Source organism: Micromonospora sp. WMMD1082 (assembly GCF_029626175.1).
Classification (GTDB): domain Bacteria; phylum Actinomycetota; class Actinomycetes; order Mycobacteriales; family Micromonosporaceae; genus Micromonospora.
The window spans coordinates 5,790,402-5,806,582 of the sequence record NZ_JARUBM010000002.1 but is presented as its reverse complement, the minus strand read 5'-3'; the positions used below and the strand labels follow the sequence as shown (position 1 = coordinate 5,806,582).

General features: G+C 74.0%; 15 protein-coding genes. 4 read left to right on the top strand and 11 right to left on the bottom strand.

The window, feature by feature from the left end:
- Positions 1-145 precede the first annotated feature (145 nt).
- Both O7615_RS26760 and smpB read left to right on the top strand, forming a co-directional pair.
- On the top strand, positions 146-2,452 hold the full coding sequence (locus O7615_RS26760; RefSeq protein WP_278180545.1) for a hypothetical protein: 2,307 nt from the start codon (positions 146-148) through the stop codon (positions 2,450-2,452).
- Between the two features lie 51 nt (positions 2,453-2,503).
- Entirely contained in the window at positions 2,504-2,995 is a 492-nt protein-coding gene (gene smpB / locus O7615_RS26755) for an SsrA-binding protein SmpB (RefSeq protein ID WP_278180544.1), read from the top strand.
- Positions 2,996-3,052: 57 nt separating this feature from the next.
- On the opposite strand, the gene O7615_RS26750 is transcribed toward smpB, so the two are convergent.
- The 3 genes from O7615_RS26750 to O7615_RS26740 form a co-directional block, all read right to left on the bottom strand.
- The gene (locus tag O7615_RS26750; protein WP_278180543.1) at positions 3,053-3,466 is read right to left on the bottom strand and encodes a type II toxin-antitoxin system Phd/YefM family antitoxin; all 414 of its coding nucleotides are present in this window, start codon (positions 3,464-3,466) and stop codon (positions 3,053-3,055) included.
- Positions 3,467-3,720: 254 nt separating this feature from the next.
- Positions 3,721-4,617 (bottom strand): MHYT domain-containing protein, encoded by an 897-nt coding sequence (locus tag O7615_RS26745; protein ID WP_278180542.1) that lies wholly within the window; start codon positions 4,615-4,617, stop codon positions 3,721-3,723.
- 166 nt (positions 4,618-4,783) lie between these two features.
- Complete coding sequence (locus O7615_RS26740; protein ID WP_278180541.1) at positions 4,784-7,567, bottom strand: DEAD/DEAH box helicase; 2,784 nt, start codon at positions 7,565-7,567, stop codon at positions 4,784-4,786.
- 116 nt (positions 7,568-7,683) lie between these two features.
- Here O7615_RS26740 and O7615_RS26735 point away from each other — a divergent pair, with 116 nt between their 5' ends.
- The gene (locus O7615_RS26735) at positions 7,684-8,424 is read left to right on the top strand and encodes an HAD-IA family hydrolase (RefSeq protein WP_278182249.1); all 741 of its coding nucleotides are present in this window, start codon (positions 7,684-7,686) and stop codon (positions 8,422-8,424) included.
- Positions 8,425-8,497: 73 nt separating this feature from the next.
- On the opposite strand, the gene O7615_RS26730 is transcribed toward O7615_RS26735, so the two are convergent.
- From O7615_RS26730 to O7615_RS26700, 7 genes are all read right to left on the bottom strand, one after another.
- A complete protein-coding gene (locus O7615_RS26730) occupies positions 8,498-9,430 on the bottom strand; it encodes a diacylglycerol kinase (RefSeq protein ID WP_278182248.1) in 933 nt (310 codons plus the stop codon).
- Between the two features lie 153 nt (positions 9,431-9,583).
- On the bottom strand, positions 9,584-10,687 hold the full coding sequence (locus O7615_RS26725; protein WP_278180540.1) for a cellulose binding domain-containing protein: 1,104 nt from the start codon (positions 10,685-10,687) through the stop codon (positions 9,584-9,586).
- A 158-nt stretch (positions 10,688-10,845) separates the two neighbouring features.
- Positions 10,846-11,796: a twin-arginine translocase subunit TatC gene (gene tatC / locus O7615_RS26720; protein WP_278180539.1), complete on the bottom strand. Its 951-nt coding sequence runs from the start codon at positions 11,794-11,796 to the stop codon at positions 10,846-10,848.
- 18 nt (positions 11,797-11,814) lie between these two features.
- Positions 11,815-12,105 (bottom strand): Sec-independent protein translocase subunit TatA, encoded by a 291-nt coding sequence (gene tatA / locus O7615_RS26715; protein ID WP_278180538.1) that lies wholly within the window; start codon positions 12,103-12,105, stop codon positions 11,815-11,817.
- A 161-nt stretch (positions 12,106-12,266) separates the two neighbouring features.
- Entirely contained in the window at positions 12,267-12,515 is a 249-nt protein-coding gene (locus O7615_RS26710; protein ID WP_278180537.1) for a hypothetical protein, read from the bottom strand.
- 10 nt (positions 12,516-12,525) lie between these two features.
- Complete coding sequence (locus O7615_RS26705) at positions 12,526-13,548, bottom strand: YafY family protein (RefSeq protein WP_278180536.1); 1,023 nt, start codon at positions 13,546-13,548, stop codon at positions 12,526-12,528.
- A gap of 30 nt (positions 13,549-13,578) precedes the next feature.
- The gene (locus O7615_RS26700; RefSeq protein ID WP_278180535.1) at positions 13,579-14,568 is read right to left on the bottom strand and encodes a WYL domain-containing protein; all 990 of its coding nucleotides are present in this window, start codon (positions 14,566-14,568) and stop codon (positions 13,579-13,581) included.
- Between the two features lie 235 nt (positions 14,569-14,803).
- Between O7615_RS26700 and O7615_RS26695 the strand changes: the two genes are divergently transcribed.
- Positions 14,804-15,928 (top strand): DUF3866 family protein, encoded by a 1,125-nt coding sequence (locus tag O7615_RS26695; RefSeq protein ID WP_278180534.1) that lies wholly within the window; start codon positions 14,804-14,806, stop codon positions 15,926-15,928.
- A 47-nt stretch (positions 15,929-15,975) separates the two neighbouring features.
- Here O7615_RS26695 and O7615_RS26690 read toward each other — a convergent pair whose 3' ends face one another.
- Positions 15,976-16,161: a hypothetical protein gene (locus tag O7615_RS26690; RefSeq protein WP_278180533.1), complete on the bottom strand. Its 186-nt coding sequence runs from the start codon at positions 16,159-16,161 to the stop codon at positions 15,976-15,978.
- Between the last annotated feature and the right edge of the window lie 20 nt (positions 16,162-16,181).

The window sequence follows — 16,181 nt, the reverse complement described above, 5'->3', positions numbered from 1 at the left end:
TAGGATTTCAAGTGTCCGCCCACGATACGGTCACGCCAGCCGGTCCGCGCAGGCGTGGCCGTCGTCCCGATGGGTAGACGGGCGTGGCAGCCCGGCCGTGGGCCCGACTGGCCCCCGGCCGGCAGACACACCTACCGGGGGGCCGATGACCGATGGACCGGTGACGAGCGACGACGTCGTGGAGCTACGGGTACACGGCGTCTCGGGGGCCGGAGCCGAACAGGTGTTGGACCGCCCGCACAGCCACCAGGTCGCGGGGGACCGCAACGGTGGCTTCTACCGCCCGCGCCCCGGCTATCCGGACACCAACGGCCCGGCCGAGGTGACGTTGGAGGCGTACCGCTGGAGCGACCTGCCCTCGGGCACCACGGTCCGTACGTTGTCGCTGGTGTTCCTGCTGCCCTTCATGCTCTGCAACATCGTGATCTGGATGCTGCCCGCTCCACACCGCAGGTCCGGGGCGGGCATCAAGGCGGCGTGCCGGCTCCTGGCTCTCACCCTGACCATCCTGTACGTGCTCGCGGCGACAGGGGTGGCGCTCGACCTGATCGCCTGGCGCTGCCTGCCGAACCCGTACTGCCTGGAGGGGCGCCCGTGGCTGTCGTGGCTCGGCGGCCGACCCACCGGCGTCACCCTGGCCGTGTTCGCGCTGCTGCCAGCCGCCGCGCTCGTCGTGGTCTGGCGGCTCGGCGCCCGTCCGGCGCGCAGCTTCGACGCCTTCCAGGCCTCCTTGACCGAATCCGGGCCGCACCAGCTCAGCGCCGTCGCCCAGTGGGACAGCGCGCCGGTGGTGCAGCGGTTGCGCTCGCTGCACGTCGCCGCCGGCTTCGCCACCCTCTGCATCGCCCTGCTCGGCGCCCGGATCGGGTCGGGCCCGTCGGTCGTCAGCATCGCGCTGGCCGTGGTCGCCGGAGCGGTGCTGTTCGCCTGCGTCGCTCTGGTCTGCGCGCACCATCTGATCGACACCCCGGTGGCCCATTCCCTGGTGGACCGGCTGGCCGGCGGACTACGCACCCTCGCCTGCGCCCTGACCGCGCTGGTCCTGATCGCGGTGACCGTCGACCCGACGCCGTGGCAGGCCGCGGGCGGCCTGCCGGGCTACGACAAGATGCTCAGCCTGGTCATCATCTCGCAGACGCTCATGCTGTTCGTGATCGGCACCATGGCGTTGCTCGGCCGCCGGCGGCTCCGCAGGGCCGCCCGCAGGTCGGACGGGCTCGACGACGCCAGGCGCCACACCGACGAGGCCCGGCGCGGGTTCGACGCCGGACCGCTGCAGGGGCTCGGCGCTCCGATCATCGCCGCCGCCACCACCGGTTTGGCGGGGGCGATCTCCGCCGACCTCATCTACCGGATCGCCGACCTGCTCAACCGTCGCGCCTCGGCCGACAGCGAGCAGGACATCGGCCCACCCCTGGGCTGCAAGTGGGCCCTCTTCGTGTTCCTCGTGGCCGCGGTGACCACGCTGATCGGAGCCGTCGTCGTCACCCTGACCAGCCACGGCGGACGGATGCGTGCCGCCCGCGACACCGTGGCCCGTGACTACCCCGACGCCCCACCGACCGCCCGGTACCAGCTGCATCAGGTCGAGCGGACCATCGCCCGGGCGCGGTTCACCGAACGCGCGGAGTCGCTCGCCGTGGTCTACGCCGGCGTCGTCGGTGTGGGCATGCCCACCAGCCTGCTCGGTATGATCGGGGTGGCACCGGGAACGGCGGTCGAGCGCGTCACCGGCATACCGGACGCGGCGACGACCTTCGGCATCCAGGTGGGCAGCTTCCTGATCGCGGCGGTGGGAGTCGCCCTGGTCATCGGCGGCATCTTCGCCTACCGCACGGCCGAGTTCCGCCGGTACGTCGGTGTGCTGTGGGACCTGGGCACCTTCTGGCCCCGGGCGGCGCACCCCTTCGCACCGCCCTGCTACGCCGAACGGGCGGTGCCGGAGCTGAGCCGGCGGATCACCTACCTGACCGAGCAGGGGCACGGCGTGCTCCTGTCCGGGCACAGCCACGGCTCGGTGCTGCTCGCCGCCACGGTGCTCCAACTGCCGCCCGAGGTGTGCAGTCGGCTCGCCCTGCTGACGTACGGCTCACCGCTGCGCCGGCTCTACGCGCGGTTGTTCCCGGCCCACGTCAACGAGGATGTGCTGCGCGAGGTGGGCGACCGGGTCAACTGGCGGTGGGTGAACCTGTGGCGCGACACCGACTCGATCGGCGGCTGGATCTTCTCGCCGCACCGGCAGGGCGAGCAACCGCTGATCTCCGGCCCGCCGGGCACGGTCGACCGCCGGCTGCGCGACCCGTGGGACGTGGTGCCCGCACCGGGCGACAGCGTACCGCCGTCGATCATCGGGCACTGGCCGGGCGAGTCCGACGCGCGGCTCGCGGCGGCGGTGGCGGACCTGGCCGGTCGGCTGCGCGCCCGACCGCCGGAGCCCAGCGACACCGCATAGCCCGTCGCCGAGTCCGTATCCCCCGGGCGGTCACGGGCTATCCTTCGCCGGATGGGCACCTCCCGTAACGCCGAGCGGACGCCGATCGCGTCGAACCGAAGAGCCCGCCACGACTACGCGATCCTCAAGACGTACGAGGCGGGCATCGTGCTGGCCGGCACCGAGGTCAAGTCGCTGCGGGAGGGCCGCGCCTCGCTGGTGGACGCCTTCGCCCAGGAACGCGACGGGGAGATCATGCTGTACGGCCTGCACATCGCGGAGTACGGCTACGGCACCTGGACCAACCACGCGCCCCGGCGCACCCGCAAGCTGCTGCTGCGCCGGGTGGAGATCGCCCGCATCCTGGCGCAGACCCGCGAGGGCGGGATCACCCTGGTGCCGCTGTCGATGTACTTCTCCGGCGGCTGGGCAAAGGTCGAGCTGGCCCTGGCCCGGGGCCGCAGATCGTACGACAAGCGACAGGTGCTCGCCCAACGCGACGCGGACCGGGAGATCGCCCGCGAGTTGGGCCGCCGGCTCAAGGGGCGGCCCGGGCGCCGCTGAGCGGCGCTCCCCCGGGAGGCGGGCCACCGGGCCGCCGCGGACGGCCGCACGCCTCGGTCAGCCGGCGAGAAGGTCGGCGTGGGCCGCGCGCAGCCGGGTCAGCGCGGGATCGGCCCCCGGGGGAACCCGCCGATCCAACTCGGCCCACACCTCGGCGAGCGCCGCGGCCACCGCGCGCAGCTCGGCGGCGTGGCGGCGGCTGCTCTGCTGTCGCTGCTCGTCGAGGCGCCGGGACCAACCGGCGGTGACCTCGGCCAGGCGACCGGCGTCGGCGCGCGCCTGGGCCGCGGTGCGAGCGGCCGCCGCCGGCACGATCGCGGCGACCGGCCGGGAATCGCCGTCGCGGGTGACCACGGTGACGGTGTCGGTCAGCTCCGCCATCGCGACGAGTTGGCTGAGTCGGGTGCGCGCCTCGCGCAGGGGCAGCGAGCGCGGCGGGGCGTTTCGCGGAGTGAGGGCGGGGACAGCCATGAATGCATTCTCGGTACCGGGTACGACACTTTCCGCGACCGTCCATCGGGGACCGGTCCCGGCAGCCCCCGCCGAGACGCCTGGCGACAGGACCAGCCACGGCTTGCGGCATGTCGGGCCATCCCGCCGGCGGGATGGCCCGACATGCCGCATCTCGTAACCCCGCCGACCAGGGCGGCCGGCGCAACCCCACGGCCAGCGTCGCCGGGCGCAACCCCCGCCGGACAGCGCCGGCTAGCGCGGGTCAGGGTGGGTCAGCGCGGCGGGTGGTCCCGGCGGGCCGGGAACTGGGCGCCGGGCCGGGCCAGGGTGGACCGGGCCCGCAGGCCCACCGGGTCGGGTGCGGGTAGGACGCCCTCCGCCGGACCGGCCGCTGCCGGCACCGGCGGCTGCCGGGCGTCGAGGTACGCCGCGCCGGCCCGGTCCTCGTCGGTGGGCGCGGCGAGCAGCGCGTAGACCAGACCCACCACGCCGAAGATCACCAGCAGCACGATCGGGATCAGCAGCGTGCCGACGCCGGCCCCGGTCATCTCGCTCCGCTGCTCGTGCAGGTGCACCGACAGGGCGCTCATTCCGGTGAAGTGCATGCCGTTGACCGCCACCCCCATCACCAGCGCCGAGGCGAAGACGGCCAGCCCGCGGCGGACGGTCACCGCGAGCCAGAGCGCGACGCTCGCCGCGACCACGGCGATCACCACCGACAGGCCCACCCGGAGGTTGTCGTAGAGCAGCCGACCGTCCAGCCGCATCGCGGCCATGCCGCTGTAGTGCATCGCCGCCACGCCGGCGCCGGTGAACAGGCCACCGGCGAGGATGCGCACGACCGAGAGGCGGCCGGTGCCCACGATCGCCAGCCCGACGCCCACCGCCGCCACCGCGATCAACGCGCTGACGACGGTGATCGGGACGTCGTACCGGATCCGCGACCCGGTCACGGCGAAGCCCAGCATCGCCATGAAGTGCATGGTCCAGATCGCGGTCCCGCCGAGCGCCCACGCCGCGAGCGTCCCCCACCAGAGCTTCTGACCCGTGCTGGACGCGGTCCGGATCCGGCTGGCGCAGACCAGCCCGAGGATCGAACCGAGTACCGACAGCGCGTAGCTGAGCGCGGGTGTGATCCAGCCGTACTCAAAGTGATTGATGTCCGCCATGATGGCTCCCCCCAGAGCTGCTACCGGCGCGTAGCCCACGCGCCGATGACATGATCGGGGACGGCGTCACCAGGCACAACAGCGCCCCCCGGGTACTGCGGGGCGTGGCGCCGCGATAACCAGGCGATACGGCAGCTCAGCGGTAGAAAGTCACGGAATGTAGCGATCAGGCCGGCGAGTGGTACGCCAGGACACCCCGGTTGACCGCGCCGATCGCCTGCCGCGCGGTGGCCCGCAACTCGGTCGAGGCGCCACCGGAGTCGGCCAGTTGGCCGAGCAGGTCCACCACCTGCCGGGCCCACCGGACGAAGTCGCCGGCCGGCATCTCGCCGTCGAGTTCGTGCCCGCTGGACAGCACCTTGGCCAGCGCCTCGCCGCGGGCCCAGCGGTAGACCGGCCAGGCGAAGCCCAGGTCCGGCTCGCGGGTGACGGCCAGGCCACGCGACGCCTCCTCGGCCTCGATCTCGCTCCACAGCTTCAGGGTGGCGTCGACCGCCTCGGCGACCGCGCCCCGGGGCAGCGAGGCTCGCTCGTCGACGTCGCGGCGGGCCTCGAAGACCACCACGGAGACCGCGGCCGCCAGCTCGGCCGGCGACAGCCCGTCCCAGACCCCCCGGCGCAGGCACTCCGCCACGAGCAGGTCCGCCTCCGTCCAGATCCGCCCGAGCATCCGCCCGGCGTCGGTCACCGCGCCGTCGGCGGTGAGGTAGCCGCGGGCGGTGAGCAGCGCGACGATCCGGTCGAAGGTACGCGCCAACGACCCCGTCCGGCCGGCGACGCGCTGGCGCAGTTCCTCGGTGTCGCGCTCCAGCCGTCGGCGGCGTTCGGCCCACCGGGCGTGCTCCTCCCGCTCCGGGCAGGCGTGGCAGGGGTGCCGGCGCAGCTCGGTGCGGAGCTGGCTGAGCTGGTGGTCCTCCCCCGACTGCCGGCCCCGGGCCCCCCGTCGGGAGTGGCGGTCCAGGCCGGTGCCGCTGACCTGTGCCGCCAGGTCGCGCCGGGCGGCCGGGTTGCGCGGGTTGAAGTGCTTCGGCACCCGGATCCGGGCCAGCACCTCGGCGGGCGTGGTGAAGTCACCCGGGCTGATCCGCCCGGCCCAGCGGTCCTGGGTGAGCACCAGCGGCCGTGGCTCGCTGAAGCCACCGGCCGCCGGGTCGAGCACCACGGCCAGGCCGGCCCGGCGCCCGGACGGCACCCGGATCACGTCGCCGACCCGCAGTCGTTCCAGGGCCGCCACCGCCGCCGCTCGGCGCTGGCTCTGCCCCTGCCGGGCGATGGCCCGCTCCCGGTCGGCGATGGCCACCCGCAACGCGAAGTACTCGTCGAAGTCGCCGTGGTGGCAGTCCGCCTCCGCGCCGTACGCCTCGATGGTCTCGGTGTTGCGCTGCACCTGCCGGGCCAGGCCGACCACCGACCGGTCCGCCTGGAACTGCGCGAACGACGACTCCAGCAGCGCCCGGGCCGGCTCCGCACCGACGCTGCCGACCAGGTTCACCGCCATGTTGTACGAGGGCCGGAAGCTGGACCGCAGCGGGTAGGTGCGGGTGGAGGCCAGACCCGCCACGTGCCGCGGGTCGGTTTCCGGGGACCACACCACCACGGCGTGCCCCTCCACGTCGATGCCCCGGCGCCCGGCCCGCCCGGTGAGCTGGGTGTACTCCCCCGGCGTCAGGTCGACGTGCGCCTCGCCGTTGTACTTGACCAGGCGTTCCAGCACCACGCAGCGGGCCGGCATGTTGATGCCCAGGGCGAGCGTCTCGGTGGCGAAGACCGCCTTGACCAGGCCCCGGACGAACAGCTCCTCCACGACCTCCTTGAACGCCGGCAGCATCCCGGCGTGGTGGGCGGCCAACCCGCGCTCCAGCCCGTCGAGCCACTCCCAGTAGCCCAGCACCGACAGGTCCTCGCCGGGAATCGCCGTCACCCGGGTCTCCACCACCCGGCGGATCTCCGCCCGCTCCTCGGGCGAGGTGAGGCGCAGGCCGGCGGCGAGGCACTGCTGCACGGCCGCGTCGCAGCCGGCCCGGCTGAAGATGAACAGGATCGCCGGCAGCAGGCCCTCACGGTCCAGCCGGTCGACGATGTCCGCCCGCATCGGCCCGCGCCAGCGCGGCCCGCGCCGCCCGGCACCCGGCCCGGCGGAGCGCCCCTCGCCCAGGTCGAGGCGGCGCATCGTGTCCCGGGTGTAGCGCAGCAGCTCCGGGTGCACGTCGTGTTTGCGCGCGGCGTCGGCGTCGTGGAACAGGTCGAACATCCGCTTGCCGACCAGCATGTGCTGCCACAGCGGCACCGGCCGGTGCTCGCTGACCACCACGGTGGTCTCGCCCCGCACGGTGATCAGCCAGTCGGCGAACTCCTCGGCGTTGGAGACCGTCGCCGACAGCGACACCAGGGTCACCGAGGCGGGCAGGTGGATGATGACCTCCTCCCACACCCCGCCACGGAACCGGTCGGCCAGGTAGTGGACCTCGTCCATCACCACGTACGCCAGGCCCTCCAGGGTGGCCGAGCCGGCGTAGAGCATGTTGCGCAGCACCTCGGTGGTCATCACCACCACCGGGGCGTCGCCGTTGATGGCGTTGTCGCCGGTGAGCAGCCCCACCTGCTCGGCACCGTAGCGGTCGACCAGGTCGTGGTACTTCTGGTTCGACAGCGCCTTGATCGGCGTGGTGTAGAAGCACTTGCGACGGGCACCGTCGGCCGGCGCCGGCTGCCCGGGCGTGCCCCGCAGCGCCAGGTGTACGGCGAACTCGCCGACCACGGTCTTGCCGGCCCCGGTCGGCGCGCAGACCAGCACACCGCTGCCCCGCTCCAGCGCCTGACACGCCTCCCGCTGGAAGTCGTCGAGGTCGAACCCCAGGTCAGAGGCGGTGAACTCGTCCAGCGCCGGGAACTGTGAGGCCTGCGCGGCCCGGCGGCGCGCCGCGGCGTACCGCTCGGCGGGGCTCGACATGTCCCCAAGATTAGTGCGTGCCCACGGCGGGCACCTGGCAAGGCCGTCCGGCGGGGCGGTCGGGGTGGGTCGGTAGGGTGCACGACGTGCCGGATCATGCCGAACCGACCAACGCCGTGCCCGACGGGGACGACACCGCCCGCCGGGGTGCCTCCCGTCGGCCGGTGAAGGCGGTGCTGTTCGACTTCCACGGCACGCTGGCCCAGGTGGAGGAGCCCGGCGGGTGGGTGCTGGCCGCGGCGGCGGCCTGCGGCGTACAGCTGGACCGGGTCCGCGCCACCGCTCTGGCCGACCGGCTGCTCACCGCCGGCCGCGCCGGTGGGCCGCTACCGGCCCGGGTGCCGCCCCAGCTGGCGGAGCTGTGGGCCGACCGGGATCTCTACGAGCACGCCCACCGGGCCGCGTACGTCGGGCTCGCGGGGACGGTCGACGCCGGCATCGACGGTTTCGCCGATGCGCTCTACGAGCGGGTGCTGGTGCCGGCGGGCTGGGTGCCGTACCCGGACACCGCACCGACCCTCGGCGCGCTGCGGGAGGCCGGCGTACGCGTCGCCGTGGTCAGCAACATCGGCTTCGATCTCCGGCCGCTCTTCGACGCCTGGGGCCTCGCCGATCTGGTCGACGCCTTCGTGCTGTCGTACGAGGTGGGTCGCTGCAAGCCCGACCCGGCGATCTTCTGGCGAGCCTGCGGCCTGCTCGGCGTCGACCCGGAGGAGACGCTGATGGTCGGCGACACCCCCGCTGACGCCGGAGCCGTCCGGGCCGGCTGTGCCGTCCTGGTCCTCCCCGCCGCCGACCCCGGCCGCCCCAACGGCCTAGGCTCCGTCCTCTCCCTAACCCACCCCCATCTGCGTTGATCATGAGGTTAGCGGGAGATTCTGTCCGATTTGTCGCCGCTAACTTCATGATCAGCGATACAAAGGCGTGGGGTCAGTGGAGGAGGTGGAGGGCTTGGGGGGTGGCGGTGATGGTTACCGGCAGGCGTAGCGAGCGTTCGCCGTCGGCGTAGGTGGTGATCCCGGTGGCGGAGAGGGTGACGGTGCGGGCCCGGTAGGTGTGCACCAGAGGGTGGGCGACGTGGGTGCCGGCGTAGATGCGCGGTTTGACGCGGATCAGGGTGCGCCGGTCGAAGCGGCCACCGACCAGCACGTCGAGCAGGCCGTCGGTCGGGTCCGCGTCCGGGCAGATCCGCATCCCACCGCCGTAGCTGGCCCCGTTGCCGACCGCCACCAGAACCGCGTCCACCTCGATCCGCTCGCCGTCGAGCGTGAGGGTGTACCGGCGCGGGCGCAGCCGGGCCAGTTCCAGGAGGATGGCCAGGTCGTAGCGGCGGGGGCCGCGCGGCCAGCGCATCCGGTTGGCCCGTTCGTTGACGATGGCGTCGAACCCGGCCGCGAGGACCGCACCGTACCAGCGGACGGTGCCGTCGGTCCCGGTCATCCGCGCCAGGTCGACCGGCCGGCGGCGCCCCTCCCGCAGGGCCGCCGCGATGACGTCCATCGCCGCCCGGGGGTCGGCCGGGTAGCCGGTCTCGACGGCGAAGTCGTTGCCGGTGCCGGCCGGGACCGGGCCGAACGGCACCGGGGTGCCGGCGACGGCCTGCACCGCCCGGTGCACCGTGCCGTCGCCGCCCACCGCGACCAGCGCGACGGCGCCGTCGGCGACCGCGGCCCGGCAGGCCGACTCCGCCTCGGTCGCGCTGCCGGCACGCAACAGCCGCACCGGCCGGCCGGCCGCCGAGAGCCGGTCCAGCAGGTCCGGCAGTAGTCCCCGGTGCCGTCCGCGCCCGGCCGTCGGGTTGGCCAGGACGGCGACGGGCCCGTCGGGGATCGGGGGGTGATCGTCTGCGGTCACGGCGAGCACGGTACCCGCCCGCCCGCCCGCCGGCCCGTACCGGACGGCGAGCACGGTACCCGGCCGCCCGCCGGCCCGTACCGGACGGCGGACGGGGTGGCCTCCCGCGGCGCCACCTCGTCCCGCCTGGTGACGCGGCCGTTCCGCTGCGCGATCGCCGCCTCAGGGTGACGGTATGACGGTGACCACGGCCGTCGCCGACAGGCAGCCGAACTCGGACCCGGCAACGTTGGCGGTGATCCGGGCACTCGCGCCGGCACTGCCGGGCGCCGCGGACACGGTGATCCGATTCTCCCGGTTGCCGGGTGGAAAGACGGTCGGCGAGACGCTGATCCCGGTGTCGCCGGTGACCGTCAGGGTCAGCCCGGGCGTGGCGGCGCAGGCCGTCGTCACGAACGCCATGGTCGTCGAGCCGCCCTCGGGCACGTCCAGCCGCGACGGGCAGGCGATCACCATCAGCGCCGGTGGTGGTGGCACCAGCGCGAAGCTGACCGCGGGCGAGTCTGCGGTGGCGACCGGAGCGGTGGTGACGACCCGGGCGAAGGCGGTGTGTCGGGTGGCGCCGGCGAAGGCCGGGTGGCCGGGCGGGACATCGATCTCGTACGGAGCGCTGGTGTCGCTGCCCACGAGCGTGTCGTTGAGGTAGAACTCGACCCGATCGAGGGTGCCGGACCCGGCTCTCGCGTCGGCGGTCAGCCGCACCGTGCACACCGACACGAGGTTGCTGCCGTCCGTCGGGCTGGTCAGCGTGACCTCCGGGGCCGGACCGGGCCCCGGCGGCCCGCCGCACGGCTCACCGTTGACCGTGCAGTCCGGCTCCTGTGGGCTGCCGGACCAGGTGCCGGAGTAGCCGAGGTGCACCGCGCCCCCGGCACCCACGGTGCGGTTCCACGGCAGCGGGGTCGCGGTCAGCGTGCTGCCGTCGACGCTCCAGGTGGCATTCCAGCCCTGCTGAAAGGTGTGGCCCGGCGGGAGGACGAAGACCAGGGTCCAGCCGGTCACCGCCGTGGCGCAGGTGTTGGTGATGGTGATCTCGCGCAGGACTCCGCCCCGGTCCGGGCCGGTATGCCAGGAGCGCTCCGTCGCCGCCACGCTCAGGCAGCCGCCCGGGGCGGCGGTGTCGGCGTGCGCCGGCCCGGCGGTCACGGTCGCGCCGGCGGCCGCCAGGACGAGCGCGGCGACGCCGGTCGCCACCCGCCGCCAGCTTCGGGCCGGCCTGCGGCGGGAGCCGGTACGGTGCGATGACTGGGTCCGCGACAGCGTCACTGGGCCGGTCTCCTTCGATCCTGCGGGCGCCCGCCGGCCCGCGTACACCACCTGCTGTAGCGGCAATCTTACATTCGTATGCGCCGATGCATAAGCGGTTGACGGCGCCCACGGTGAACGCCGCCCTGCCGGGGCGGCGTTCATCGGAAGGGGCCGGGTCAGGTGATGTCGTCGTAGCGGCGTTCGATCGGCCTGGGCCGGGTCACCGGTTCGGGGGCGTCGACCGGGGTGACCGTCTCGACCGGCTGTCCCACCTCGACCGGCTCCCGGTCGGACTCCAGCGGGGAGGCCTCGTCGTCGTCGAGGCCGGCGTAGACCTCCTTGCCGCGTCCCCGGCGCTTGTCGTTGAGGAACGCGACCCCGACCGCGGCGAAGTAGAGCGCACACAGGCACAACGCCAGCGCGGTCATGCCGAACGGGTCCGGCGTGGGGGTGACCATCGCCGAGAAGGCGAAGAAGATGAAGACCGCCACTCGCCACCAGCTGAGCAGCCGCTTCGCGCTGGCTATGCCGACGAAGTTGAGCATCAGCACGATCAACGGGAACTCGAACGCGACCCCGAACAACAACAGCAGGTTGGTGACGAACGATATGTACCGGGTGATGTCCAGCGTCGTGTTGATGTCGTCGCCGGAGATCTGAAGCAGGAACTCCAGGCCCTTCGAGGCGACGAAGTAGGCCAGCACCGCGCCCGCGACGAACAGGGGCGCCGCCAGCGCGGTGAACACGTACGCGTACCGCCGCTCGTTGCGGTGCAGGCCCGGCGCGATGAACGCCCAGAGCTGGTAGAGCCAGACCGGCGCGGCGATGATCAACCCGACCCACAGGCCGATCTTCAGGTTCAGCAGGAACAGGTCCGCCGGACCGAGTTGGACGAAGTTGCACCGTCCGTCGGGAAGTTGGCTGCCGGGCAGCTGACAGTACGGCTGGGAGAGCAACACCCGGACCGGCCCCGCCACCCAGATGCCGACACCGAAGCCGACCAGGATGGCCAGCGACGCCCTGAACAGCCGGTTACGCAGTTCACGGACGTGCTCGACGAGGGTCATCGAGCCGTCGGCGGCCCGCTCGAAGTTGCTCGGCCCGCGTTTGCGGAGTCCGAAGGCCACGGTGATCGGCCCTCGCGATCAGTTCTCGCGGGCGCGCTGCACCGGGTCGACGACCGGCTGCTGCACGGTGCCCTGGTAGGGCTGCTGCGGCGGCGCGGACTGCTGCGGAGGGTACGGCTGGTAGCCGGCCTGCGCGTCGGCCTTGCCGGCGAGGTCGCGGTCGTCGTCGGCCAGGCTCTTCGTCTCGGCCTTGATGATCCGCAGCGAGCGGCCGAGGGAACGGGCCGCGTCGGGGAGCCGCTTCGCGCCGAAGAGCAGGATCAGCACGACCACGAGTACGGCGATGTGCCAGGGCTTGAGGGCATGCATGGAAGGCTCCAGTCGCACGGTGTCGATGAGGGTGGTGCCGCAGCCCATCGTACGTGCGTCGAGGGTTGTTGCCACCCGCCGGGGCGGTGGTGGTTCGCCCCGGCGGGTGAAGTCTCGACCAACCGCGCGTGTCCCGTCAACCAGGCGGAGGGATCATGCCGCTAGTCGCCGCGTCGGGATCTGATCAGGGTGAGCCGCTGCTGGGTCGTCTCCAGCCGACCCTGCAACCCCTCGGCGCGCTGCTGCAGGCTCTCCGCGGCCTCCCGCAGCGACGCGGCCTCGTCGACCCGTCGCCGCAGCGCCAGCGCCGCCCGGCGCAGCCGGGGCAGCCGCGCCAGGACGGGTCGTACGGCCAGCGCGAGCACGACCAACGGCACCAGCACCAGCGCGAGCACGATCCACTTCAGCACGGCCGCCAGCCTACTGCCTGCCGTCGGCCGCCGCCGGGTCCGCGCCGGCCGGCACCGGCTTCGCGTACGCCTCAAGGGCCGCCACCGCCGCGTCGCGGACCTGATCGGCCAGCTCGGCAGGGGCGACGACGGTGACGTTCGGCCCGAGCCCGAGCACGAACCGGCGGGCCCAGCCGAGGTCGGCGACCCGCAGCGAGACGACCCAGCGTTCGCCGTCGGACTCGACCCGCTCGCACGGGTAGTACTCGGTGATCCAGCGCTCGCCCCGACCGATCCGCAGCGTGATCAGCGGCAGGTCGGGCGAGGGCCGGAACACCCCCTCGCTCAGGTCGTGCGGGCGGGCCTGCGGCGGCACGACGGCGGGCTCGGCCAACTCGGCGACCGCGTCGATCCGGTCCGCCCGGAACAGCCGCACCGCCTCGGCACGCCGGCACCACGCCTCCACGTACGTCCGGCCACCGACCATCAGCACCCGCAACGGGTCCACGACCCGCTCGGTCGTCTCGTCGCGGGCCGCCGCGTAGTAGGTGATCCGCAGCGCGCGCCCGCTCTCCACCGCGGCGCGCAGCTGCTCCACCCGCGCGGTGTCGGCGGGCAGCCGCACCTCCACCGGGGCGGCGACCAGGTCACCGGCCGCGTCCTCGATCTTCGCCAGGGCCCGCTCCACGGCCTCGCGGTTGGCCACGCCGGGGGTCTCCGCCAGCATCCGCAGCGCCACCACCAGCGCGAGGGCCTCGTCCGGGGTGAGCCGCAGCGGCCGGTCGATGCCGGCGTCGTAGGTGATGGTCACCCGGTCGCCGTCGAAGGCCATGTCGATCAGGTCGCCCGGGCCGTACCCGGGCAGCCCGCACACCCAGAGCAGCTCCAGGTCCTCGCGCAGCTGTCGCTCGGTCACGCCCAGGTCACCGGCCGCCTCGGCGATCTCGATGCCCGGGCGGGCGAGCAGGTAGGGCACCAGGTTCAGCAGCCGGGCCAGCCGGTCGGCGGAGGTCCGTGCGCCGGCGCGTGCCGCCGGGCGGGCCACCCCACTCATCGCGCCACCTCGCTCATTGGTGCACCGCGCTCATGGGGTCACCGCCAGGGTGTCGTGCCGGGTGACGATCTCCTTGAGCCGCTGGATGACCGCCTCCCGGACCTCGGGTGGGTCGAGCACCCGCACGTCGGGGCCGTAGCCGACGAGATGCCCGGCCAGGGAGTCGGCGTCACCGTAGGGCAGGACCAGCCGGTCGGCCTCCGGCCCGGTGGTGACCTCCACCGCCCAGCGGCGCAGCCCGGCGGCGCGACCGGGGGTGACCAGCACGGCCGCCCGGCCGGCCCGCTCGGTCGGGCCGGACCAGCGGGCCACGTGACTGATCAGGTCTACGCCGACCGGCGGTTGGTAGGCGCCCGGCGCACCGGTGGCCCGCACCGCGCCGACCACCCGCGACAGCCGGAAGCAACGAGTGGCGGCGCGGTCCAGGTCGTGGCCGACGACGTACCACCGGCCACGCCAGCAGACCACGCCCCACGGTTGCAGCCGGCGACGGTCCGGCGCGTCCCGGTCGGGCACCCGGTAGTCGAACCGGACCTCACGCCGGTCGCGGGCGGCGGCGGTCAGCGGGGCGAAGGCCGGGTCGACCGTGACCATCGGCTCCAGCCCGAGGGTGGCCTGCGGGTCCACGTCCACGCCCGCGGCGCGCAGCTTGGCCAGCCCGGACGACGCGGCGGCGGCCAGGCCGGCGTGCTGCCACAGCCGCGCGGCGATGCCGACCGCGGCGGCCTCGTCCGGCTTGAGGGGGATGTCGGGCAGCGCATACTCCCGGCGCGCGATCCGGTAGCCGGGCTCCGCGTCGAAGGCGCTCGCCGTCCCGGTCTCCAGCGGTACGCCCAACTCCCGCAGCTCGGCCTTGTCCCGCTCGAACTTGCGCTGGAAGGCCTCGTGGTCACGGGCATCGTCCGGGTCGTGCTCGTAGCCGGGCACGGTCGCGGCGATCTGCGCGGCGGTCAGGAACCGCCGCGTCGACAGCAGGCAGATCACCAGGTTGACCAGGCGCTCAGTGCGGCTACGCGACACTCCGTAGACGCTAGCAGCCCACCCCTCCCCCCACTCACCCCCACGCCGCCACCCCACCCACCCACACCACCCCTCCCCGTCGATCTTGCACTTATGGTCGCCGATACGCCCCTTCTGATGCCTTCTGTCGCGACCACAAGTGCAAGATCGACGCTGGGGCGGGGGTGGGGGTGGGGGCGGGGGTGGGGGTGGGGGGCGCGTGGGGTGGGGTGGGGTGGGGGGTTAGCGTCGGGGGGTGGTGCGGTGGCGGGTGGGTCGGGTGACGGGGGTGCGGCGGCGGTGGGCCGGCGCGGTGGAGTTGGACGTCGAGCTGGACGGCGGCCGCAGCGGCGCGGGGGACGGCGAGTTCAGCGGCGGCGGGGTGATGCGGGCGCTGGCCTATCCGGCGCTGGTCGGTGATCCCGAGGTCGGCGACCGCGTCCTGCTCAACGCCGGCGCGCTGCTGATGGGGCTCGGCACCGGCGGCTACGCCCTGGTCGTGGCGCTGCCGGACCGGCTGCCGCCGGACCCGCCGCAGGCCCTCGACTCCCGCGACGCGGGTCACCTGGTGAAGGCCCGCTACACCCCGTTGCAGCCGATCCTGCTCGGCGTCGACGAGGAGGCGTCGCCCCACCGGGAGGTGCTGGCCGGCGCCGAGGACCTGACCGGCCTGCCGGTGGTCACCGCCGACCTGCACTCCGCGCTGCCGGCGATCCTCGCCGGTGTCCGCGCCGACGCGCCGCACGCCCGGGTGGCCTACCTGCTCACCGACGGCGGAGCCCTGCCCGCCTGGTTCTCCCGTACCCTCGCCGGGCTGCGCGACGACCTGGTCGGCACGATCAGCGTCGGGCAGGCGTTCGGCGGCGACCTGGAGGCCGCCACCCTGCACAGCGGGCTGCTCGCCGCCCGGCATGTGCTCGGTGCCGACGTGGCGGTGGTCGCACAGGGCCCGGGCAACCTCGGCACCGGCACCCGCTGGGGATTCTCCGGCGTGGCCGTCGGCGAGGCGGTCAACGCCGTCGCCACGCTGGGCGGCCGGCCGGTCGGCTCGCTGCGGATCTCCGCCGCCGACCCGCGCCCGCGACACCGTGGCGTGTCGCACCACAGCCTCACCGCGTACGGCCGGGTGGCCCTGGCCCGCGCGGACCTGGTGGTGCCCGACGGCCTGGACCCGGCGCTGGACGCCGAGGTCGACGCCGCGCTGGCACCGCTGGCCGGGCGGCACACCGTGCTGCGGGTGGACACCACGGGGCTCGACGAGGCGCTACGTCGCAGCCCGGTGCCGCTGTCGACGATGGGCCGCGGGCTGGACGCCGACCACGCCTACTTCCTGGCCGCCGCCGCGGCCGGCCGGCACGCCGCCCGACTCACCGGAGAATGACCGGACCGCCCCCGGCTCAGGCAGGAACGACCGGCACGCCGCCCGGCTCAGGCGAGAATGACCAGAGCGAGCCAGGCGCCGACGATCGCCGCGAGCGCCAGCGCCAGCACCCAGGTGGGGACGCTGTACTCGCCGCGCCGGTTGCGTTCGACCTCGGCGCGGATCTTGTCGCGGCGGCGTTCGAGCCAGCCTTGCCGCTCGGTGCCCTGGCTGGGCGGCTCGGGAGGAATCATGACGCGCCAGCCTACCCGGC

Excerpts from the sequence above, each read along its gene's own strand:
- O7615_RS26740 (WP_278180541.1), bottom strand. The coding sequence starts at position 7,567 with ATGTCGAGCCCCGCCGAGCGGTACGCCGCGGCGCGCCGCCGGGCCGCG.
- tatA (WP_278180538.1), bottom strand. The coding sequence starts at position 12,105 with ATGCATGCCCTCAAGCCCTGGCACATCGCCGTACTCGTGGTCGTGCTG.
- O7615_RS26745 (WP_278180542.1), bottom strand. The coding sequence starts at position 4,617 with ATGGCGGACATCAATCACTTTGAGTACGGCTGGATCACACCCGCGCTC.
- O7615_RS26690 (WP_278180533.1), bottom strand. The coding sequence starts at position 16,161 with ATGATTCCTCCCGAGCCGCCCAGCCAGGGCACCGAGCGGCAAGGCTGG.
- O7615_RS26760 (WP_278180545.1), top strand. The coding sequence starts at position 146 with ATGACCGATGGACCGGTGACGAGCGACGACGTCGTGGAGCTACGGGTA.
- O7615_RS26750 (WP_278180543.1), bottom strand. The coding sequence starts at position 3,466 with ATGGCTGTCCCCGCCCTCACTCCGCGAAACGCCCCGCCGCGCTCGCTG.
- O7615_RS26705 (WP_278180536.1), bottom strand. The coding sequence starts at position 13,548 with ATGAGTGGGGTGGCCCGCCCGGCGGCACGCGCCGGCGCACGGACCTCC.
- smpB (WP_278180544.1), top strand. The coding sequence starts at position 2,504 with ATGGGCACCTCCCGTAACGCCGAGCGGACGCCGATCGCGTCGAACCGA.